Source organism: Rhodococcus sp. Z13 (assembly GCF_025837095.1).
Lineage (GTDB): Bacteria > Actinomycetota > Actinomycetes > Mycobacteriales > Mycobacteriaceae > Rhodococcus > Rhodococcus sacchari.
The window spans coordinates 3,324,659-3,348,937 of the sequence record NZ_CP107551.1 but is presented as its reverse complement, the minus strand read 5'-3'; the positions used below and the strand labels follow the sequence as shown (position 1 = coordinate 3,348,937).

1 pseudogene (running past one end of the window) is annotated in these 24,279 nt (G+C 67.6%); it reads left to right on the top strand.

Features of this window, described 5'->3' with window-relative positions:
• Positions 1 to 24,279 (top strand): annotated as a pseudogene (locus OED52_RS20845) (non-ribosomal peptide synthase/polyketide synthase); its annotated part reaches 5,325 nt to the left of the window's first position; the annotation flags it as partial.

Here is a 24,279-nt window from a genome sequence, read left to right as displayed (position 1 = left end):
CTCAACCGGTTCGACACCGAGTCGGCGGTGAACAACATTCCGGTGGCGATCCGGTTGTCGGGCAACCTGGATGTGGCGGCGCTGCAGGCGGCGGTGGCCGATGTGCTCGCCCGGCACGAGTCGCTGCGCACCGTGTATCCCGATGTCGACGGCATCGGCTACCAGCAGGTGCTCCCCGTCGCCGCGGTCGTTCCGGACCTGTCCCCGGTCGCGCTCGCCGAATCCCGTGTCGTCGGCGAGATCACCGCACTGATCTCGGCCGGCTTCGACGTGACCGCCGAGGTGCCGTTCCGGGCACGTCTGTTCGCGGTGTCGGAGTCCGAGCATGTGCTGGTGCTGGTGGTGCATCACATTGCGGCGGATGGTTTCTCGATGGGGCCGCTCACGCGGGACCTCGTCACGGCCTACGCGTCTCGGGTTGCCGGTGAGGCCCCGGCGTGGGCGCCGCTCGAGGTGCAGTATGCCGATTTCGCGATCTGGCAGCGTGAGGTGCTCGGTAGCGAGGACGATCCGCAGTCGCTGATCTCGGCGCAGGTCGGGTTCTGGACGAAGGCTCTGGCGGGTGTGCCGGAGCAGCTGGATCTGCCGGCGGATCGGCCGCGTCCTGCCGTGGCGTCGTATCGTGGTGCGTCGCACCGGTTCACGATCGATGCGGACCTGCGGGCGGCGATCGTGGATCTGGCGCGTCGGACGTCGGCGACCGAGTTCATGGTCGTCCATGCCGCGTTGTCGGTGCTGCTGGCCCGGTTGGCGAACGCCGACGACATCGCGATCGGCACCCCGGTGGCCGGTCGTGGTGAGGCCGCGTTGGACGACCTGGTGGGTATGTTCGTCAACACTCTCGTTCTGCGGACGCAGGTCGATGCGGGTGAGTCGTTCGAGGGTCTGTTGTCGCGGGTGCGGGGTGCGGATCTCGAGGCCTTCGGGCATGCGGATGTGCCGTTCGAGCGTCTGGTGGAGATCCTCGATCCGGAGCGGTCGCAGGCGCGGCATCCGTTGTTCCAGGTGATGCTGGCATTCCAGAACCTGGGACAGTCGGAACTGGAGTTGCCGGGTCTGACGGTTGCGGGTGTGGATGTGGATACCGTCACCGCCAAGTTCGACCTGTCGTGGACGTTCGCCGAGGACGCCGACGGAGCTCTGGCGGGCGACCTCACCTATGCGACGGATCTGTTCGACGAGGACACGGTGGTGTCGTTCGCGGAGCGGTTCGTGCGGGTGCTCGAAGCCGTGACATCCGAACCGTCGGCCGTGGTCGGGGATATCGAGATCCTCGGCGATGCCGAGCGGTCGCGGGTGCTCGAGACGTGGAATGCCACCGATGCGGACGGTATCGGTGGGGGGTTGTTGCTCGACGAGTTCTTCGAGCAGGTTCGGCGGTCGCCGGATGCGGTTGCGGTGGTGTTCGAGGGTGAGTCGCTGACCTATGGTGAGTTCGCGTCTCGGGTGAATCGTCTTGCGCGGCATCTGATTTCTCTGGGTGTGGGTCCGGAGTCGACGGTGGCGTTGGCGATGCGCCGGTCGACGGAGTTGCTGGTGGGTATGTATGCGGTGCTCGCCGCCGGTGGTGCGTATGTGCCGATCGATCCGGATCAGCCGGCCGAGCGCAATGCGTATCTGTTCGAGGTTGCTGCTCCGGCGGTGGTGTTGACCACCGAGCGTGACGGTGTGGCGGTGCCGGGGCAGGGGTCTGTCCCGGGTGTGGCGATCGATTCGCTGGATCTGTCGGCGGTGTCGGCCGAGGCGGTGACCGATGTCGATCGGATCGCGCCGTTGCGTGCGGAGAACACCGCGTACGTGTTGTTCACGTCGGGGTCGACGGGTCGGCCGAAGGGTGTGGCGGTGCCGCATGCGTCGGTGGTGAATCTGCTGGCGTGGGCGCAGGCGACCTATCCGTTGTCGCAGATCGATGCGGTGTTGCACAAGGCGCCGATCACGTTCGATGCGTCGGTGTGGGAGTTGTTCTGGCCGTTGCAGGTCGGTGCCCGGTTGGTGGTGGCGGCGCCGGAGGGGCATCGGGATCCGGTGTATCTGGCGCGGGTGATCGCCGAGCAGTCGGTCACGTGGGTGCAGTTCGTGCCGTCGTTGCTCGATGTGTTCGTCGCCGAGGTGGATCCGGTGGCGTGCGGCAGTGTGCGGTGGGTCTTCGCCGGTGGTGAGGAGTTGCCGGCGGCGACTGCGGTGCGGGTTCGTCGGGTGCTGCCTGCTGCGCGTGTGGTGAATGTGTACGGTCCGGCCGAGTCGACGGTCAATGCCACCTTCTTCGAGGTGCCGGGTGCGGTCGAGGGGACGAGTGTGCCCATCGGCTCTCCGGTGTCGGGTGTGCGTGCCTGTGTGCTCGATGGGCGTCTGCATCCGGTGCCGGTGGGTGTGGTCGGTGAGTTGTATCTGGCCGGTGTGCAGCTCGCTCGGGGTTATCACGGGCGGGCGGGGTTGACGGCGGAGCGGTTCGTCGCCGATCCGTTCGGTGCGGGGGAGCGGTTGTATCGCACCGGTGATCTGGTGGTGCGGCGTGCCGATGGTGTGTTGCGGTATGTGGGGCGTGCGGACTTCCAGGTGAAGTTGCGTGGTCAGCGTCTCGAGCTCGGTGAGGTCGAGGCGGTGTTGCGTGGGCAGCCGGGTGTCGAGGCCGTGGTGGCGGTGGTGCATCGGGATGCGGTGCGTGGTGAGCAGTTGGTGGCCTATGTGGTGCCGGCTGCCGGTGCTGTGGTCGATGTGGATGCGGTGCGCTCTGCTGTGGCGGGGTCGTTGCCGAGTTACATGGTGCCGTCGGTGTTGGTGGTGCTCGAGGAGTTGCCGCTCAATGCGTCGGGCAAGGTGGATCGGCGGGCGTTGCCGGAGCCGGTGTTCGAGGTGCGGGAGTTCCGGGCGCCGTCGACGCCGGTCGAGGAGATCGTGGCGGGTGTGTTCGCCGAGGTGCTCGGGGTCGAGCGGGTCGGTGCGGACGATGATTTCTTCGCTCTCGGCGGCAACTCGCTGATCGCGACCCGGGTGGTTGCGCGGCTGGGTGCGGCACTGGACACGCAGGTGCCGGTGCGGTTGTTGTTCGAGGAGTCGACGGTGTCGGCGTTGGCGGCTCGCGTCGAGTCGCAGGCCGGTATCGGTGGCCGGGCTCCGTTGGTGGCGCAGGAGCGTCCGGAGCGGGTGCCGTTGTCGTTGGCGCAGCAGCGCATGTGGATCCTCAACCGGATCGATCCGGAATCGGGCATCTACAACATCCCGCTCGTCCTCCGGCTGAGCGGACGTCTGGACACGGCTGTCCTGCAGGCCGCGGTGCGCGACGTCGTCCAGCGTCACGAGATCCTGCGTACCACCTACCCCGAGATCGACGGGGTCGGATTCCAGCAGCTCGTCGACGTCGACGACGCCGTCCCGTCGCTGGAGGCGCGCACCATCGACCCCGGCGACATCGCGTCGGCCGTGACCTCCTTCGTCGGCCGGGGCTTCGACGTCACGGCAGGTGTACCGGTGCGAGCAGCACTGTTCCAGGTCGCACCGGACGACCACGTGCTCGCTGTGGTCGTACACCACATCTCCGCCGACGGCTTGTCGATGCGCCCGCTGCTGCGTGACGTGCTGGTCGCGTACTCCGCGCGCGTGCGTGGCGACGAGCCCGGCTGGACTCCGCTCCGGATCCAGTACGCCGATTTCGCGCTGTGGCAGCGGGAGATCCTCGGCTCCGAGGACGACCCGGAATCGCTCGCCGCCGCACAGATCGAGTTCTGGAAGCAGGAACTCGCCGGTCTCCCCGAACGGCTCGACCTGCCGACCGACCGGCCGCGCCCGCCCGTGGCGTCCGGTCGCGGCGCGGTCGTGACCTCGCGGATCGAACCGTCGACCCACGCTGCGCTCCACGGACTCTCACGCGCGCACAACGCGACCGTCTTCATGGGCGTTCACGCCGCCCTGGCGGTGCTGCTCGCACGGTTGTCGGGCACGAGCGACATCTCCGTCGGTACCCCGATCGCGGGACGGAACGCGGCCGAGCTCGACGACCTGGTCGGTATGTTCGTCAACACCCTGGTGCTGCGGGCCGAGGTGGACCCCGCTGCGACGTTCGGTGAGTTGATCGACCATGTCCGTACCCGGGACCTGGCGGCCTTCGGGCACTCCGACGTGCCGTTCGAACGTCTGGTGGAGATCCTCGACCCCGTCCGCTCGCAGGCGCACCACCCGTTGTTCCAGGTCGCGCTGTCCTTCCAGAACGTCGTGGGTTCGGAGGCCGGCGAGATCGAGGGCCTGCGTGCCTCCGCGGTCGAGTTCGACGCGGCTCACGCCCGCATGGACCTGCAGGTCACCCTCGTCGAAAGTATCGGTGAGGACGGCTCGTTCGGCGGAATGACCGTCGAATGGACGTACGCGACCGACCTGTTCGACCGGGCCACGATCGAGCGTTTCGCCGAGCGGTTCAACAGGATCCTCGAGGGCGTCGTCGCTGATCCGACGGCTCCGGTCGGCGACGTCCGACTCCTCGAGGCGGCCGAATTCGAGGCGTGGACGACCGTGCGCGGTCAGGACCCGGTGCGCCGCGGCAACCTGGTGGACCTCCTGCGCGCCCCGGTCGAGCGGACGCCCGACGCCGTCGCCGTGCGCTACCAGGGCCGCTCCGTCACCTACCGGGAACTGGACGAGGCGTCGTCGCGACTCGCCCGCGTGCTGATCGAGCAGGGTGCAGGTCCGGAATCCATTGTGGCGCTGGCGCTTCCGCGCTCCTACGAGACGGTTCTCGCCGTGTGGGCGGTGACGAAGACCGGTGCGGCCTTCGTGCCGGTGGACCCGAAGTACCCGCACGACCGTGTGGTCCACATGCTCACCGACTCCGAGGCGCTGCTGGGTCTCACCACCATCGAACACGTGGGTGAGCTTCCCGCGACCGTCCCGTGGTCGGTGCTCGACGATCCGGAGTTCGCGGCCGAGGTCGCGGCCCGGTCGCCGGAGCCCGTCGCCGACGCCGAACGACGTGGAACGATCCGGCCGGCGACGCCCGCCTACGTCATCTACACGTCGGGTTCGACCGGCCTGCCCAAGGGCGTGGTGGTCACGAACTCCGGCATCGCCGCGGCCGTCGACGGCGCGTCGGACATTTTCGGCGCGACCGAGGGCGCCCGCTTCCTCCAGCTCGCCTCCCCGAGCTTCGACGCATCCGTCCACGACCTCATCAGCTGCTTCCCGATCGGCGGAACGCTCGTCGTCGTGCCCGCAGACGTCGCGGGCGGCACCGAACTCGCCGAACTGATGCGGTCCGAACGGGCCACGCACGCCCTCATCACACCGGCCGTGCTGGGCACTCTCGATCCCGGCGACCTCGAAAGTCTCGAAGTGCTCATGGTGGGTGGCGACGCCACCACCCAGGAGCTGCTGGACACCTGGCAGCCGGGACGACGGTACGTCAACGCCTACGGCCCGACCGAGGCGACGATCGTGTCGACCTTCGGCCCGCTGGTCGCGGGAGAACCGGTGACGATCGGCCGCGCGACCCGCGGCATGAGCCTCTACGTCCTTGACGAGCGCCTGCATCCGGTGCCGCAGGGCGTGGTCGGCGAACTGTACGTCGCCGGCGACGCGCTCGCCCGGGGTTACCTGAACCGGAAGTCGCTCACTGCCGAGCGCTTCGTGGCGAACCCCTATTCCTCGTCGGCCGAGCGGATGTACCGGACCGGCGACCTGGTCCGGTGGACCGCCGACGGCACCCTGGAGTACGTCGGCCGAAGCGACTTCCAGGTCAAGATCCGTGGCCTGCGCGTGGAGCTCGGTGAGATCGACGCAGTGCTCGAATCCCATCCGGACGTTCGTTTCGCCACGACGTCCGGCTGGGAGCGCACCTCCGGCTCGACGGCCCTCGTGGCCCACGTGCTTCCCGTCGCCGGCCGGACCCTCGATCCCGTGGCGCTGAGCGACTTCGCAGCTCGGATGCTCCCGACGCACATGGTGCCCGCCGCCATCGTGCCGATCGAGTCGATCCCGCTGACCCCTGCGGGCAAACTGGACCGGAAGGCGCTGCCCGAACCGGTCTTCGAGGAACGTGCCTACCACGCACCTACCACCGAGACCGAGCGGATCCTCGCGGGGATCGTGTCCGACCTGCTCGGTCTCGAGCGGGTCGGTGTCGACGAGTCCTTCTTCGCTCTCGGTGGCGACTCGATCATCTCGATCCAGCTCGCTTCCCGTGCCCGCGCCCGCGGGATCGGGATCTCCCCGCGCGACGTCTTCGAACAGAAGACGATCGCCGGTCTCGCCGACGTGGCGGTCGCCGGTGGCGACGAGGTGGTCCGTCTCGACGAACTGCCGGGTGGCGGCGTCGGGTCGATGCCCCCGCTGCCGATCCACCACTTCCTGTTCTCCCTTCCGGGATCGATCGACCGGTTCAACCAGTCCACGACCCTGACCCTCCCGATCGGTGTCGATCGGGCGGGGATCGAGACGACGATCGCTGCCCTCGTCGATCGGCACGACATGCTGCGGTCCCGCGTCGAGATCACCGAGGACGGCCCCGCGCTCGTCGTCGGCGAGCCCGGAACGGTCGACGTCGCGGGTCTGATCCGGCACGTGGAACTTCCGGCGGATCTGCCGGTCTCGGACGTGTCCGAGCGTGCGGCCGCCGAGCTCGACTCCGCCGCCGACCGGTTGGCGCCCTACGAGGGCGTCATGCTCCAGTTCGTCTGGCTCGACCGCGGCCCCGAGGTCGCCGGGTACCTCCTCGTCGTGGCGCACCACTTGGTCGTCGACGGTGTGTCCTGGCGGATCCTCGTTCCAGATTTCGTCGCAGCCGGGGCTCAGGTGGCGAACGGCGAACGCCCGGCACTGCCCGAGGTGGGCACGTCCGTGCGGCGGTGGGCGCACGCGCTGGCGGACGAAGCCGTGACGGAGTCGCGCACCGAGGAACTGGCGTTCTGGACCGGCGTCCTGTCGGCGCCCGACCCGCTCTTCGGCGAGGTCGCCTACGACCCCGAGCTCGACACCGTCGCAACGGTGCGCGAGGTCGAGGTCACGGTGCCGGGCGACGTCACCGACGCCGTCCTGAAGGCGGTTCCCGCCGCATTCCGCGGCGGCGTGAACGACGGTCTTCTCGCCGCGCTCGCCCTGGCTGTCGCACGCTGGCGTGAGGAACAGGGGCGAGCGAACTCGTCGCTGCTGCTGCACCTCGAAGGCCACGGTCGCGAGGAATCCCTGGTGCCCGGGGCGGATCTGTCGCGGACGGTGGGCTGGTTCACCTCTGCCTATCCGGTGCGGCTGGACCTCGACGGCGTCGATCTGCACGATGCGTTCGCTGCGGGATCGGCTGCCGGAGCAGCGGTCAAGGCGGTCAAGGAACAGCTGCTCGCCGTGCCCGACAAGGGCATGGGCTACGGCCTGCTCCGGTACCTCAACGACCGGACCGCACCGACGCTGGCCGCCCTTCCGGGTGGACAGATCAGCTTCAACTACCTCGGCCAGTCGGGTGCCGGGGAGATCTCCGACGAGATCGCGGCACTGGGATGGCAGCCCACTGCCGAACTGGGAGATCTCTCGGCCGCCGGCAACGACGACATGCCCGCGAACCGTGCCGTCGACATCAACGTCGTCGCCGTCGAGGGCGAGAACGGGGACACCCGTCTCACCGGCTCGTTCCGCTTCGCGTCCCGCCTGGTGACGGAGCCGGACGTCCGGAGGCTGGTCGACCTGTGGGTCGAAGCCCTCTCGGCTCTGGCCCGCCACGTGTCCGTCCCGGGTGCCGGCGGCTTCACCCCGTCCGACCTTCCGCTGGTCCGGTTGACCCAGGCGGAGGTCGACGAGCTGTCCCGGACCTATCCGGCCATGTCGGACGTCTGGCCGCTCACGCCGCTGCAGTCGGGTCTGCTCTTCCATGCCCTGATGGCGGAGTCCTCGCTCGACGTGTACACGATGCACGTCGTGCTCGGACTCTCGGGCGACGTGGACGCAGCGCGGCTCCGGACGGCCGCGGAAGGCTTGGTCGCACGTCACCCGAACCTGCGGACCGCCTTCGTCACGGACTCGCAGGGCAAGGCCGTCCAGGTCGTCCTGGACCGGGTCGCCGTGCCGTGGCGCGAGGTCGACCTCACCGGATCCGGCGACCCGGGCCGCGCCTTCGCGGATCTGCTGAAGCGGGAGCAGTCCACCCACTTCGACATGGCACAGCCGCCGCTGCTGCGGTTCACGCTGGCACGTCTTGCCGAGGGCGACTACCGGCTGATCGTCATGCACCACCACATCGTTCTCGACGGGTGGTCCATGCCGCTGCTCCTGCAGGACATGCTGGTGCTGTACGCGACGCGGGGCGACAGCAGTGTGCTGCCGCGACAGCGGCCGTACCGCACGTACCTCGAATGGCTCACCGGTCAGGACAAGGACGCATCGCTGTCGGCCTGGGCGAACGCCCTCGCAGGACTCGACGAACCGGCCCTGCTCACCGGCAGGGCGCAGGAGACGGTCATCGAAGGCCGGTCGAACAGTGTGTCCGTCGATCTCGGTGCGGACCGCACCGCGCGACTGGGTGAACTGGCAGGCCGTCTCGGTGTCACCGTGAACACCCTGATGCAGTCCGCGTGGGGTGTCCTCGTCTCACGTCTGACGGGCCAGGACGATGTGGTCTTCGGTGCGACCGTGTCGGGTCGTCCGCCCCAGCTCGACGGTGTCGAGTCGATGGTGGGTCTGTTCATCAACACGCTGCCCGTGCGGGTGCGCCTGAACCGGGCGGACACGGTCGAGCAGACCGTCACCCGTGTCCAGAGCGAGCAGGCCTCGCTGCTCGATCACCACTACGTCGGGCTCCCCGAGATCCAGCGGAGGGTCGACGGCGGAGTCCGGTTCGACTCTCTGGTGGTGTTCGAGTCCTATCCGGTGGACGCCGAAGGCCTTGCGGCCCAGGCGGCTGCGATCGACGGGATGGGTCTCGAATCCCTCGAGATGGACGACACCACGACCTACCCGATCACCCTGATGATCATGGGTTCGTCCTCGCTCGAACTGCGTCTGAAGTACCTGCCGGGATCCGTGGATCCGGCCGGCGCCCAGACGATCCTCGACCGCGTGGTCCGGGTTCTGGACCAGTTCGTGGCCGATCCTGCTGTGCCGGTGGGCGAGGTGGATCTGCTCGATGAGGTCGAGCGGTCGCGGGTGCTCGAGGTGTGGAACGACACGGCGCGTGTGGTCGATGGTCCGGTGTCGTTGCCGGGGGTGTTCGTCGAGCAGGTGCGGCGGTCGCCGGATGCGGTTGCGGTGGTGTTCGAGGGTGAGTCGCTGACCTATGGTGAGTTCGCGTCTCGGGTGAATCGTCTTGCGCGGCATCTGATTTCTCTGGGTGTGGGTCCGGAGTCGACGGTGGCGTTGGCGATGCGCCGGTCGACGGAGTTGCTGGTGGGTATGTATGCGGTGCTCGCCGCCGGTGGTGCGTATGTGCCGATCGATCCGGATCAGCCGGATGAGCGCAACGGGTACATTCTCGAGGTCGCCGAGCCGGTGGTGGTGTTGACCACCGAGCGTGACGGTGTGGTGGTGCCGGGGCAGGGGTCTGTCCCGAGTGTGGCGATCGATTCGCTGGATCTGTCGGCGGTGTCCGATGCGGTGGTGTCGGATGCGGATCGGGTGGCTGCGTTGCGGTCGGGCAATACGGCGTATGTGATCTTCACGTCGGGGTCGACGGGCCGGCCGAAGGGTGTGGCGGTGTCGCACGGGTCGGTGGTGAATCAGATCCGGTGGATCACTGCGGAGTACGGGTTCGGTCCCGGTGATGTGGTGTTGCAGAAGACGCCGTTCACGTTCGATGTGTCGGTGTGGGAGTTGTTCGGCACGTTGGCGGTGGGTGCGTCGTTGGTGGTGGCGGCGCCGGACGGGCATCGGGATCCGGTGTATCTGGGTCGGGTGATCCGGGAGCGTGGGGTGACGGCGACGTCGTTCGTGCCGTCGATGTTGGCGGTGTTCGCGACGTCGGTCTCGCGTGAGGACTGTGTGTCGTTGCGGACGGTGCTCGTGGCCGGTGAGGCGTTCCCGATGTCGGTGGCCGAGCAGTTCGCTCGTGTCTCGGATGCGGAGCTGCACAATTTGTACGGGCCGACGGAGGCGACGGTGCATGCGACTGCGCGTGCGGTTGCCGGTGTCGTGGGTGGTTCGGTGCCGATGGGTGTGCCGGTGTGGAATACCGGGGCGTATGTGCTCGATGGGCGGTTGCGGCCGGTTCCGGTGGGTGTGACGGGTGAGTTGTATCTGTCGGGTGTGCAGTTGGCCCGCGGATATGTGGCGCGGCCGGATCTGACGGCGGAGCGGTTCGTGGCGTCGCCGTTCGGTTCGGGGGAGCGGTTGTATCGCACGGGTGATCTGGTGCGGTGGACCGGTGATGGCGAGCTCGAGTACATCGGGCGGACGGACTTCCAGGTGAAGTTGCGTGGTCTGCGGATCGAGCTCGGCGAGATCGAGGCGGTTCTGGCGGGGTTGTCGGGGATCGCGCAGGTTGCGGTGCTGGTGCGTCGGGATCAGTTGGTGGCCTATGTGGTTCCGGCTGCCGGGTGTGCGGTGGACGTGCACGAGGTGCGTGTGCAGGTGGGGCGGTCGTTGCCTGCCTACATGGTTCCTGAGCATGTGGTGGTGCTCGACGAGTTCCCGCTCAATGCGTCGGGCAAGCTGGATCGGAAGGCGTTGCCGGATCCGGAGTTCGTGTCGGATGCGGTGTTCCGTGCTCCGGTGACGCCGGTCGAGCAGGCGTTGGCGGATCTGTTCGCCGAGGTGCTCGGGGTCGAGCGGGTCGGTGTGGACGACGATTTCTTCGCTCTCGGTGGCGATTCGATCGTGTCGATCCAGTTGGTGGCGCGGGCGAAGTCTCGTGGTGTGGTGATCTCGCCGCGGGATGTGTTCGAGCAGCGGACCGTGGCCGGTCTGGCGGAGGTCGCTCGGGTCGAGGGTGCCGGTGAGGAGCAGGTGCTCGAGGAGTTGCCCGGTGGTGGTGTGGGTGCGCGTCCGTTGATGCCGGTGGAGCATTGGATGCTCGAGCGGCGCGGCGGCCACCGCTTCACCCAGAGCCTGACCCTCGAGGTGCCCGCCGGCATCGAGTACGACCGGCTGATCGCGACCGTCGAAGCGGTGGTCGACCGCCACGACGCACTCCGAACCCGGTGGATGCGTGACGACGACGGACGATTCGTCGTCGAATCACGCCCTGCCGGAACGATCGACGTCGCCTCCCTCGTCGAGCGGATCGACGTGTCCGCCGGCGCGGACGACGCGCGGATCACCGAGATCGCCGCCGCGGCGATCGACGAGGCGACCGACCGGCTCGACCTCGAAGCAGGCGTACCGATCCGGTTCGTGTGGTTCGACTTCGGACCCGACCGCGAGGGAGCGCTCGCGGTCGTCGCTCACCACACCGTGGTCGACGGCGTGTCGTGGCGGATCCTGGTGCCGGACTTCGTCTCGGCGTGGACACAGATCTCGGCCGGGCAGAGCCCCGATCTTCCTCCCGTGGGTACCTCGGTCCGCCGCTGGGCGCATGCCCTCGCGGACGAGACCTTCGTCCGCGAGCGGAGCGCCGAACTCGAGTTGTGGCAGGACATCGTGGCCGCACCGGACCCGGTGCTGGGATCCCGTGGATTCGACCCGGACATCGATGTGCTCCCGACGGTGAAGCGGCTCCGGGTCGACGTGCCGGCCGGTGTCACCGACGCGATCCTCCGGGGCGTGCCGGAGGCCTTCCGGTCCGGTGTCAACGACGGTCTGCTGGCGGCGCTGGCTCTGGCGCTGACCGCGTGGCGGCGCGAGCGTGGTGTCGTCGAGTCGTCTGCGTTCGTGCAGCTCGAGGGTCACGGTCGTGAGGAGTCCGTGGTCCCGGGTGCGGATCTGTCGCGGACGGTGGGCTGGTTCACGACGGTGTTCCCGGTGCGGCTGGATCTGTCCGGTGTCGACGTCGACGACGCGTTCGCCGGTGGATCGGCGGCCGGTGCGGCCGTGAAGAGGGTCAAGGAGCAGCTGGCAGCGGTGCCGGACAAGGGCATCGGCTACGGCGTCCTCCGCTACCTCCACGGCGAGACACGTGACGTCCTCGCATCCGGCGGGGTCCCCCAGATCAGCTTCAACTATCTCGGCCAGATCGCCGGTGGAGATCTGCCGGCCGACGTGTCCGGTCTGAGCTGGTTGCCCACGGACGTCCTCGGAGACGCGTCCGTGGCCGGAGATCCGGAGATGGCGGCGAACAACGTCGTCGATATCAACGCTCTCGTCACTCCCACCGAGGAGGGACAGGCGATCGGTGCAACCTTCGCCTACGCATCCGAGATCCTCGACGAAGCGGACGTGCAGCGTCTCGCCGACCTCTGGGTGCAGGCCCTGGCGGGACTGGCGTCACACGTGGCGAAGCCGGAGTCCGGTGGTCTCACGCCCTCCGATCTGCCTCTCGTGCGCTTGTCGCAGAACGAGATCGAAGAGCTCGAGGCCCGGTACCCGGCCCTGAACGACGTATGGCCGCTGGCCCCGTTGCAGTCGGGTCTGCTGTTCCACGCGATGTTCGCCGAGCAGTCGATGGACGCCTACTCGATGCAGGTCGTCCTCGACCTGTCGGGTTCGGTGGATGCCGACCGGCTGCGGTCGGCGGCGCAGGCCGTCCTGGATCGCTACCCGAACCTGCGGACCGCCTTCGTGAGCGACTCCCGGGGTGACTCGGTGCAGGTGGTCCTCGACCGGGTCGAGGTGCCGTGGCGCGAGCTGGATCTGAGCGGGGCCGAGGACGCCGATGCCGAACTGGCCGGGTTCCTGGAACGGGACCGGGCCGACCACTTCGACATGGCGACTCCGCCGTTGATGCGGTTCACCCTGGTGACGATGGCGCCGGGCCGGTTCAAGCTGGTGCTGGCCAACCATCACATCCTGCTCGACGGCTGGTCGCTGCCGCTGCTGATGCGTGATCTCCTGGCGTTGTACGCGACCAGGGGTGAGGTGTCGGTGTTGCCGCGGGTGCGCTCCTACCGGTCGTACCTGGCGTGGCTGGCCGAACAGGATGTCCGTGCCTCCCTCGGAGTGTGGGAGCGCGCACTGTCCGGGCTGTCCGAGCCGACCCTGTTGGCGCGCAACGATTCTCCCGAGGAGACCACCGCGGAATCCGGCGAGGTCCCGATCGAGTGGAACGCCGAGCGGTCTGCTGCGTTGCGTGGGCTGGCGCAGCGTCTGGGTGTGACGGTCAATACGGTCACGCAGGCGGCGTGGGGTCTGGTGCTGGCCCGGGTGACGGGCCGGGACGATGTGGTGTTCGGTGCGACGGTGTCGGGTCGTCCGCCGCAGCTCGACGGTGTCGAGTCGATGGTGGGTCTGTTCATCAACACGTTGCCGGTGCGGGTGCAGGTGTATCCGAACGAGTCGGTGGAGCATTTCCTGGCGCGTGTGCAGCGTGAGCAGGCGGAGTTGCTCGATCACCACTATGTGGGGCTGGCCGACATCCAGCGTGCCGCCGGATTCCCGGCACTGTTCGATACGCTGACGGTGTTCGAGTCCTATCCGGTCGACGAGAAGGGCCTGGCCGAGCAGGCCGCCGCGATCGACGGCATGTCGATCGACGGAGTGAAGGGCACCGACGACACCCACTATCCGATCACCCTCATCGTGCAGTCGGGTGCCGAACTGGAGATGCACCTCACCTACGACACGAGGATCTTCGACCGCGGATACGCCGAGATGCTCGCGACCTGGTTCGGCCGTGTGCTGGATTCGTTCGTTGCGGGTTCGTCGGGTGTGGTCGGTGATGTGTCGTTGCTCGATGAGGTCGAGCGGCGGTTGGTGTTGGCGGGGTGGAGTGAGCCGGGTGTTGCGGCGAGCTCGGATACGTTGATCGGTCGGTTCCACGAGCGGGCGGCGGCGGTGCCGGATGCGGTGGCGGTGTCGTTCGAGGGTCGGTCGTTGACCTATGGCGAGTTGGCGTCGCGGGTCAATCGTCTGGCGCGGTGGTTGATCGCCGAGGGTGTGGGTCCGGATGATCTGGTCGCGGTGGCGTTGCCGCGGTCGGAGGAGCTGGTGGTGGCGCTGTTGGCGGTGTTGACCGCTGGTGGTGGTTACCTGCCGGTGGATGTGTCGTATCCGGCGGATCGGTTGGCGTTCATGTTGTCCGATGCGCGGCCGGTGTGTGTGCTGGTGGCGGATGCGGCCGAGGCGGGGTTGCCGGCGACGGATGTGCCGGTGGTCGAGCTCGGTGCGGTGGATGTGTCGGTGTTCGATGATGCGCCGGTGGTCGAGGCGGAGCGTCGGGCGCCGTTGCGGCCGGAGAATCTGGCGTATGTGATCTACACGTCGGGGTCGACGGGTCGGCCGAAGGGTGTGCAGGTGCCGCATCGGACGGTGGTGCGGTTGTTCGACAACACGGCGTCCCGTTACGGGTTCGGCGCGTCGGATGTGTGGACGTTGTTCCATTCGTATGCGTTCGACTTCTCGGTGTGGGAGTTGTGGGGTCCGCTGTTGCACGGTGGTCGCCTGGTGGTGGTGGACTACTTCACGTCGCGGTCGCCGGAGCAGTTCCGGGAGTTGGTGGCGCGTGAGGGTGTGACGGTGCTGAACCAGACGCCGTCGGCGTTCTATCAGTTCGTCGAGGCCGATCGGGTGGCCGAGGAGTCGGGTGCGGCGACGCCGTTGGCGTTGCGGTATGTGATCTTCGGTGGTGAGGCGCTGGATCTGCGGCAGCTCGGTGGTTGGTACGACCGGCATGCCGAGGATGCGCCGTTGCTGGTGAACATGTACGGCATCACCGAGACGACGGTGCACGTGTCGTATCTGGCGTTGGATCGGTCGTTGGCCGATGGGGCGTCGGCGAGTGTGATCGGTCGTCCGATTCCGGGTCTGGGTGCGTATGTGCTCGATGAGCGGTTGCATCCGGTGCCGGTGGGGATGCCGGGTGAGATCTATGTGCGTGGTGAGCAGCTCACGCGGGGTTATCTGGGTCGGCCGGATCTGACGTCGGCGCGGTTCGTGGCGGATCCGTTCGGTGCGCCGGGTTCGGTGATGTACCGGACCGGGGATGTGGCGATGTGGAATGCCGATGGGCATCTCGAATATGTGGGCCGGGCCGATTCGCAGGTGCAGTTGCGTGGTTTCCGTATCGAGCTCGGTGAGGTCGAGGCGGCGTTGCTGCAGGTCGAGGGTGTGGCGCAGTCGGTGGCTGCGGTGGTGGTCGACGAGCGGCTCGGTGAGCGGTTGGTCGGTTATGTGGTGCCGCGGACCGGTTGTGCGGTCGATGCGGCCGCGGCGATCGAGGCGTCGGGTCGGTTCCTGCCGGAGTACATGGTTCCGGATGCGGTGGTGGTGCTCGAGGCGTTGCCGTTGACGGCGAACGGCAAGTTGGATCGTCGGGCGTTGCCGGCGCCGGAGTTCACCAGTTCTTCGGAGTTCCGGGCGGTGTCGTCTCCGGTGGAGGAGATCGTTGCGGGTGTGTTCGCCGAGGTGCTCGGTGTGGAGCGGGTCGGTGCGGACGATTCGTTCTTCGCCCTCGGCGGCGACTCGATCGTGTCCATCCAGCTCGTCGCACGCGCCAAGAGCCGAGGTGTCTTCTTCACGCCGCGCGACGTCTTCGAGAAGAAGACCGTCGCGGGTATCGCCGAGGTTGCTCGTCACGAAATCGACACGGACGCAGTCGTTCTCGAGGAACTGTCCGGTGGTGGCGTCGGCTGGGCGCCGTTGCTGCCGATCGCTCGCCGCATGGTGGACGAAGGCGGCTACCGGCGCAACAGCCAGACCATGATGCTGCTGCTCCCCGCCGGAATCGAGCGTTCCACGATCGTCGCCACGATCACCGCGGTGGTCGACCGGCACGACGCACTCCGGTCGCGGCTGGTCCACGACGAGCAGCGGGGCTGGGGTCTCGAATTCACGGCTCCGGGAAGCATCGACGTGGACACCCTGCTCCACCACGTCCCCGTCGGAGCGGAATGGGACGAGGACCGGATCAACGAGATCGCCACCGCCGAACTCGATTCGGCCATGGGACGTCTCGATCCCGAAGCCGGACGGATGCTCCAGTTCGTCTGGTTCGACGGCGACATCGGTGAGACCGGTGGCGGACGCCTGCTCATCGTCGCGCACCACCTGACCGTCGACGGTGTGTCCTGGCGTGTCCTCGTGCCCGACTTCGTGAGCGCGGGCCTGCAGGTCGCGGAGGGGCAGACGCCCCGACTCGACGACATCGGCACCTCGATGCGCCGGTGGGCGCACGCCTTGTCCGAGGAAGCGAGGTCCGAGGATCGCGTCCGCGAGATCGAACTGTGGCAGCGCGTCCTGGACGGCCCCGACCCGCTGCTCGGCTCGCGTCCGTTCGATCCGCGGCAGGACGTCGTCTCCACGGTTCGGCGACTCCGCGCGACGGTCGACGCGTCGGTCACCGATGCGTTGCTCAAGGGCGTCCCGGCGGCCTACCACGGCGGAGTGAACGACGGGTTGCTCGCAGCCCTCGCGCTGGCCGTGGCGAAGTGGCGTGCCGAGCGTGGACAGTCGGAGCCGTCGGTCCTCATCCAGCTCGAGGGCCACGGTCGTGAGGAGAACGTCGTCCCGGGTGCCGATCTCTCCCGCACCGTCGGCTGGTTCACGACCGCCTTCCCGGTCCGGCTGGACATCCAGGGCGTCGACCTCGCCGATGCTTTCGCCGGTGGGCGCCACGCCGGCGCCGCCGTCAAGGCGGTGAAGGAACAGTTGCTTGCCGTGCCGGACAAGGGCATCGGCTACGGCCTGCTGCGTTACCTGAACCCCGAGACCGCCGAGGTGTTCGCGGGGCTGCCGGACGGACAGATCAGCTTCAACTACCTGGGTCAGCTGCTCCTGGGCGACATCGACACCGACGCCGGGCAGCTGCCGTGGACCCCGGCCGGCGGAACGGGCGACCTCGAACTCGCCGCGGACGACGAGATGCCGGCCAACAAGCTGGTCGACATCAATGCGGTGGTGTCGGATGGTTCGGACGGTCCGCAGTTGGGTGCGACCTTCGCGTTCGTGTCGTCGGTGCTCGACGAGGCGGATGTGCGGCGTCTGGCGGATCTGTGGGTGCAGGCGCTCGAGGCGTTGGCAAGCCATGTGGCGTCGCCGGCGGCGGGTGGTCTGACGCCCTCGGATCTGCCGTTGGTGTCGTTGTCGCAGTCGGACATCGAGGTGTTCGAGGGCCGGTTCCCGGCCCTGAGCGATGTGTGGCCGTTGGCGCCGCTGCAGTCGGGTCTGTTGTTCCACGCCATGCTCGCCGAGCAGTCCGTGGACATGTATGCGATCCAGACGGTGCTCGACCTCTCGGGAACCGTCGACACGCAGAAACTGCACCGTGCTGCCGAGGCCGTGGTGGAACGCCACCCGAACCTGCGGACCGCTTTCGTCTCCGACTCGGACGGTCACCCGGTCCAGATCGTGCTGAACGACGTCATCGTTCCGTGGACCGAAGTGGATCTGACCGGAGAGCCCGACGCGGAGGACGCGTGGCGCAGAGTTCTCGACGAAGACCAGGCGATGCGGTTCGACATGAGCGCTCCGCCGTTGCTGCGTTTCACCTTCGCGACGGTGGCCCCGGGTCGGTATCGACTCCTCATGGCAAGCCATCACATCCTGCTCGACGGCTGGTCCATGCCGCTGTTGTTCAAGGACCTCCTGGTGCTGTACGCCACCGGCGGGGATGCGTCGGTGTTGCCGCGGGTGCGGTCCTACCGGTCCTATCTGGCGTGGCTGGGTGAGCAGGACCCGTTCGAGTCCTTGCAGGTCTGGGAACGCACACTCGAAGGCGTCGAACCGGCCATGCTGGCCGGGGACGCTCCCGGTACGGAGATCGACACCCGTGTGGCGAACCACCAGGTCGTCGTCGACTCCGAGTCCACGGCCGCACTGACAGGTCTGGTGTCGCGTCTCGGGGTCACGCTCAACACGGCCGTGCAGGCGGCCTGGGCTCTGGTCCTGGGCCGGCTTCTCGGTCGCGACGACGTGGTCTTCGGCGCGACCGTGTCGGGTCGTCCGCCCCAGCTCGACGGTGTCGAGTCGATGGTGGGCCTGTTCATCAACACGCTCCCGGTGCGGATGCGATTCGACGGTTCCGAGTCCGTCGAGGATCTGCTGCGTCGTGTTCAGGGTGAACAGGCAGACCTGCTCGATCACCACTATGTGAACCTGGCCGATATCCAGCGAGCGGCCGGGCGAGGCAGTCTCTTCGACACGATCACGGTGTTCGAGTCCTATCCGGTGGACGAGGAAGGCCTTGCGGCGCAGGCAGGCTCGATCGGTGGGATGAACATCGAGGGTGTCTCGTCGAACGACGCTCCGCACTATCCGCTCTCGATCATCGTCATGGCGAAGCAGGAAATCGTCCTGTCGTTCGAATACCTTCCCCGCTATTTCGACGAGTCCGAGGTCGAAGCGATCGGGCACCGGGTGGTCCGTGTGCTGGAACAGTTCGTGGCCGACACCTCTGCTCCCGTGGGGGATCTCGACGTATTGGTCGGGGACGAGCGGTCGCGGGTGCTCGAGGTGTGGAACGACACGGCGCGTGTGGTCGATGGTCCGGTGTCGTTGCCGGGGGTGTTCGTCGAGCAGGTGCGGCGGTCGCCGGATGCGGTTGCGGTGGTATTCGAGGGTGAGTCGCTGACCTATGGTGAGTTCGCGTCTCGGGTGAATCGTCTTGCGCGGCATCTGATTTCTCTGGGTGTGGGTCCGGAGTCGCGGGTGGCGTTGGCGATGCGCCGGTCGACGGAGTTGCTGGTGGGTATGTATGCGGTGCTCGCTGCCGGTGGTGCGTATGTGCCGATCGATCCGGATCAGCCGGATGAGCGCAACGGGTACATTCTCGAGGTCGCCGAGCCGGTGGTGGTGTTGACCACCGAGCGTGACGGTGTGGTGGTGCCGGGGCAGGGGTCTGTCCCGAGTGTGGCGATCGATTCGCTGGATCTGTCGGCGGTGTCCGATGCGGTGGTGTCGGATGCGGATCGGGTGGCTGCGTTGCGGTCGGGCAATACGGCGTATGTGATCTTCACGTCGGGGTCGACGGGCCGGCCGAAGGGTGTGGCGGTGTCGCACGGGTCGGTGGTGAATCAGATCCGGTGGATCACTGCGGAGTACGGGTTCGGTCCCGGTGATGTGGTGTTGCAGAAGACGCCGTTCACGTTCGATGTGTCGGTGTGGGAGTTGTTCGGCACGTTGGCGGTGGGTGCGTCGTTGGTGGTGGCGGCGCCGGACGGGCATCGGGATCCGGTGTATCTGGGTCGGGTGATCCGGGAGCGTGGGGTGACGGCGACGTCGTTCGTGCCGTCGATGTTGGCGGTGTTCGCGACGTCGGTCTCGCGTGAGGACTGTGTGTCGTTGCGGACGGTGCTCGTGGCCGGTGAGGCGTTCCCGATGTCGGTGGCCGAGCAGTTCGCTCGTGTCTCGGATGCGGAGCTGCACAATTTGTACGGGCCGACGGAGGCGACGGTGCATGCGACTGCGCGTGCGGTTGCCGGTGTCGTGGGTGGTTCGGTGCCGATGGGTGTGCCGGTGTGGAATACCGGGGCGTATGTGCTCGATGGGCGGTTGCGTCCGGTTCCGGTGGGTGTGACGGGTGAGTTGTATCTGTCGGGTGTGCAGTTGGCCCGCGGATATGTGGCGCGGCCGGATCTGACGGCGGAGCGGTTCGTGGCGTCGCCGTTCGGTTCGGGGGAGCGGTTGTATCGCACGGGTGATCTGGTGCGGTGGACCGGTGATGGCGAGCTCGAGTACATCGGGCGGACGGACTTCCAGGTGAAGTTGCGTGGTCTGCGGATCGAGCTCGGCGAGATCGAGGCGGTTCTGGCGGGGTTGTCGGGGATCGCGCAGGTTGCGGTGCTGGTGCGTCGGGATCAGTTGGTGGCCTATGTGGTTCCGGCTGCCGGGTGTGCGGTGGACGTGCACGAGGTGCGTGTGCAGGTGGGGCGGTCGTTGCCTGCCTACATGGTTCCTGAGCATGTGGTGGTGCTCGACGAGTTCCCGCTCAATGCGTCGGGCAAGCTGGATCGGAAGGCGTTGCCGGATCCGGAGTTCGTGTCGGATGCGGTGTTCCGTGCTCCGGTGACGCCGGTCGAGCAGGCGTTGGCGGATCTGTTCGCCGAGGTGCTCGGGGTCGAGCGGGTCGGTGTGGACGACGATTTCTTCGCTCTCGGTGGCGATTCGATCGTGTCGATCCAGTTGGTGGCGCGGGCGAAGTCTCGTGGTGTGGTGATCTCGCCGCGGGATGTGTTCGAGCAGCGGACCGTGGCCGGTCTGGCGGAGGTCGCTCGGGTCGAGGGTGCCGGTGAGGAGCAGGTGCTCGAGGAGTTGCCCGGTGGTGGTGTGGGTGCGCGTCCGTTGATGCCGGTGGAGCATTGGATGCTCGAGCGGCGCGGCGGCCACCGCTTCACCCAGTCGACCGTGCTCGCGGTACCCGCCGATATCGAACGCGCGCGCGTCGTCGAGACCCTGGGTGCCGTGGTGAATCGCCACGATGCCTTGAGGACCCGCCTCGTCGACTCGGCGACGATCGAAGTTCTTCCCGCCGACGCCGTGGATGTGAGTGCGGCGGTCGAACGGGTCGAACTACCGGTCGATGCGGACGAGGCGACGGTACGGGTACTGGCTTCGGAAGCCGCGAATGCAGCTGCTGATCGCCTCGACCCGGCCACCGGGAACATCGTGCGGTTCGTCTGGTTCGACTTCGGGGCGGAGAACGTCGACGAGGGTCGTCCCGGTGCCGTCCTGGTTCTCGCCCACCACCTCGCGGTCGACGGTGTGTCGTGGCGGATCCTGGTGCCGGACTTCGTGTCCGCCGGAGCGCAGCTCGCAGCGGGGGCGACGCCGAGCCTGCCGCCGGTGGGGACCTCGGTGCGCCGTTGGGCACACGCCCTCGCAGAACGAGCCACCGCTCCCGAGATCGTTGCGCAGGTCGACTTCTGGCGGAACGTGATCCACGGCTCCGATCCGGTGGTCGGCACGCGGCCCTTCGACCCGGCGGTCGACACGCTGTCGACGGTTCGGGGAGTTCGAGCAACAGTGGATGCCGGCGTCACGGACGCGATCCTGCGGAGCGTTCCCACAGCCTTCCGTGGAGGGGTCAACGACGGTCTGCTGGCGGCGCTGGCTCTGGCACTGACCGCGTGGCGGCGCGAGCGTGGTGTCGTCGAGTCGTCTGCGTTCGTGCAGCTCGAGGGTCACGGTCGTGAGGAGTCCGTGGTCCCGGGTGCGGATCTGTCGCGGACGGTGGGCTGGTTCACGACGGTGTTCCCGGTGCGGCTGGATCTGTCCGGTGTCGACGTCGACGACGCGTTCGCCGGTGGATCGGCGGCCGGTGCGGCCGTGAAGAGGGTCAAGGAGCAGCTGGCAGCGGTGCCGGACAAGGGCATCGGCTACGGCCTGCTGCGGTATCTGAACTCCGAGACCTCCCCGGAGCTGACACCGCTGCGGGCCCCTCAGATCAGCTTCAACTACCTGGGGCAGATGACGGCCGGCGAACTCTCGGAGGATGCTGCCGAGCTCGACTGGCTGCCGACAGCGGCGCTCGGCACGCTCGACGTGGAATTCGATTCCGGCATGGCGGCGAACGGAGTCGTCGACATCAATGCCGTGGTGGTCGACGGCGACGAGGGCCCGCGTCTGGAGGCGACGTTCGCGTACGCGTCGGAGATCGTCTCCGAAGCGGACGTGCAGTTCTTCGCAGACCTGTGGACTCGAGCACTCGGAGCGATTGCAGAGCACGTGCAGTCGGGGGGCCGTGGTTTCACCCCGTCCGATTTCCCGCTCGTTCGGCTCGACCAGCGGGACATCGACGTCCTCGAATCCGGCTACCCGACTCTATCGGACGTGTGGCCGCTGGCGCCGTTGCAGTCGGGTCTGCTGTTCCACGCGATGTTCGCCGAGGCCTCGGTGGACATGTACCTGATCCAGACGGTGCTCGATCTGTCCGGCGCGGTGGACGCCGAGCGACTCCGGGCAGCAGCCCAGGGTGTGCTCGACCGCTACCCGAACCTGCGGACCGCCTTCGTCAGCGACTCCCGGGGCGATTCGGTGCAGGTGGTCCTCGACCGGGTCGAGGTGCCGTGGCGCGAATTGGATCTCACCGGTGACGACGACGCGGACGAGGCTCTCGCCCGGTTCCTGAAGGAGGACCAGGCCGACCACTTCGACATGGCGACCGCGCCGTTGATGCGGTTCACCCTGGTGACGATGGCGCCGGGCCGGTTCAAGCTGGTGCTGGCCAACCATCACATCCTGCTCGACGGCTGGTCGCTGCCGCTGCTGATGCGTGATCTCCTGGCGTTGTACGCGACCAGGGGTGAGGTGTCGGTGCTGCCGCGGGTGCGCTCCTACCGGTCGTACCTGGCGTGGCTGGCCGAACAGGACCTGCGCGAGTCCCTCCAGGTATGGGATCGAGCCCTCGAAGGCAGCAGCGAACCCACTCTCGTCGCTCGGGGCCGTACTCCGTCCGCGCCGACTGCGCGGGCGAAGCGCTGGGAGTTGGAGATCGACGCCGAGCGGTCTGCTGCGTTGCGTGGGCTGGCGCAGCGTCTGGGTGTGACGGTCAATACGGTCACGCAGGCGGCGTGGGGTCTGGTGCTGGCCCGGGTGACGGGTCGGGACGATGTGGTGTTCGGTGCGACGGTGTCGGGTCGTCCGCCGCAGCTCGACGGTGTCGAGTCGATGGTGGGTCTGTTCATCAACACGTTGCCGGTGCGGGTGCAGGTGTATCCGAACGAGTCGGTGGAGCATTTCCTGGCGCGTGTGCAGCGTGAGCAGGCGGAGTTGCTCGATCACCACTATGTGGGGCTGGCCGACATCCAGCGCGTTGCGGGACAGGGCGCGGTATTCGACACGTTGACGGTGTTCGAGTCCTATCCGGTCGACGCGAAGGGCCTGGCCGAGCAGGCCGCCGCGATCGACGGCATGTCGATCGACGGAGTCGCCTCGAACGATGCTCCGCACTACCCCCTGTCGCTCGTCATCACCGTCGGCCGGACGATCACCATCGCCTTCGAGTACCTCGACGAGGTCTTCGGAGAGGACGAGGTCCGCGTGTTCGGTACACGTCTGGAACGTGTGCTGGATTCGTTCGTTGCGGGTTCGTCGGGTGTGGTCGGTGATGTGTCGTTGCTCGATGAGGTCGAGCGGCGGTTGGTGTTGGCGGGGTGGAGTGAGCCGGGTGTTGCGGCGAGCTCGGATACGTTGATCGGTCGGTTCCACGAGCGGGCGGCGGCGGTGCCGGATGCGGTGGCGGTGTCGTTCGAGGGTCGGTCGTTGACCTATGGCGAGTTGGCGTCGCGGGTCAATCGTCTGGCGCGGTGGTTGATCGCCGAGGGTGTGGGTCCGGATGATCTGGTCGCGGTGGCGTTGCCGCGGTCGGAGGAGCTGGTGGTGGCGCTGTTGGCGGTGTTGACCGCTGGTGGTGGTTACCTGCCGGTGGATGTGTCGTATCCGGCGGATCGGTTGGCGTTCATGTTGTCCGATGCGCGGCCGGTGTGTGTGCTGGTGGCGGATGCGGCCGAGGCGGGGTTGCCGGCGACGGATGTGCCGGTGGTCGAGCTCGGTGCGGTGGATGTGTCGGTGTTCGATGATGCGCCGGTGGTCGAGGCGGAGCGTCGGGCGCCGTTGCGGCCGGAGAATCTGGCGTATGTGATCTACACGTCGGGGTCGACGGGTCGGCCGAAGGGTGTGCAGGTGCCGCATCGGACGGTGGTGCGGTTGTTCGACAACACGGCGTCCCGTTACGGGTTCGGCGCGTCGGATGTGTGGACGTTGTTCCATTCGTATGCGTTCGACTTCTCGGTGTGGGAGTTGTGGGGTCCGCTGTTGCACGGTGGTCGCCTGGTGGTGGTGGACTACTTCACGTCGCGGTCGCCGGAGCAGTTCCGGGAGTTGGTGGCGCGTGAGGGTGTGACGGTGCTGAACCAGACGCCGTCGGCGTTCTATCAGTTCGTCGAGGCCGATCGGGTGGCCGAGGAGTCGGGTGCGGCGACGCCGTTGGCGTTGCGGTATGTGATCTTCGGTGGTGAGGCGCTGGATCTGCGGCAGCTCGGTGGTTGGTACGACCGGCATGCCGAGGATGCGCCGTTGCTGGTGAACATGTACGGCATCACCGAGACGACGGTGCACGTGTCGTATCTGGCGTTGGATCGGTCGTTGGCCGATGGGGCGTCGGCGAGTGTGATCGGTCGTCCGATTCCGGGTCTGGGTGCGTATGTGCTCGATGAGCGGTTGCATCCGGTGCCGGTGGGGATGCCGGGTGAGATCTATGTGCGTGGTGAGCAGCTCACGCGGGGTTATCTGGGTCGGCCGGATCTGACGTCGGCGCGGTTCGTGGCGGATCCGTTCGGTGCGCCGGGTTCG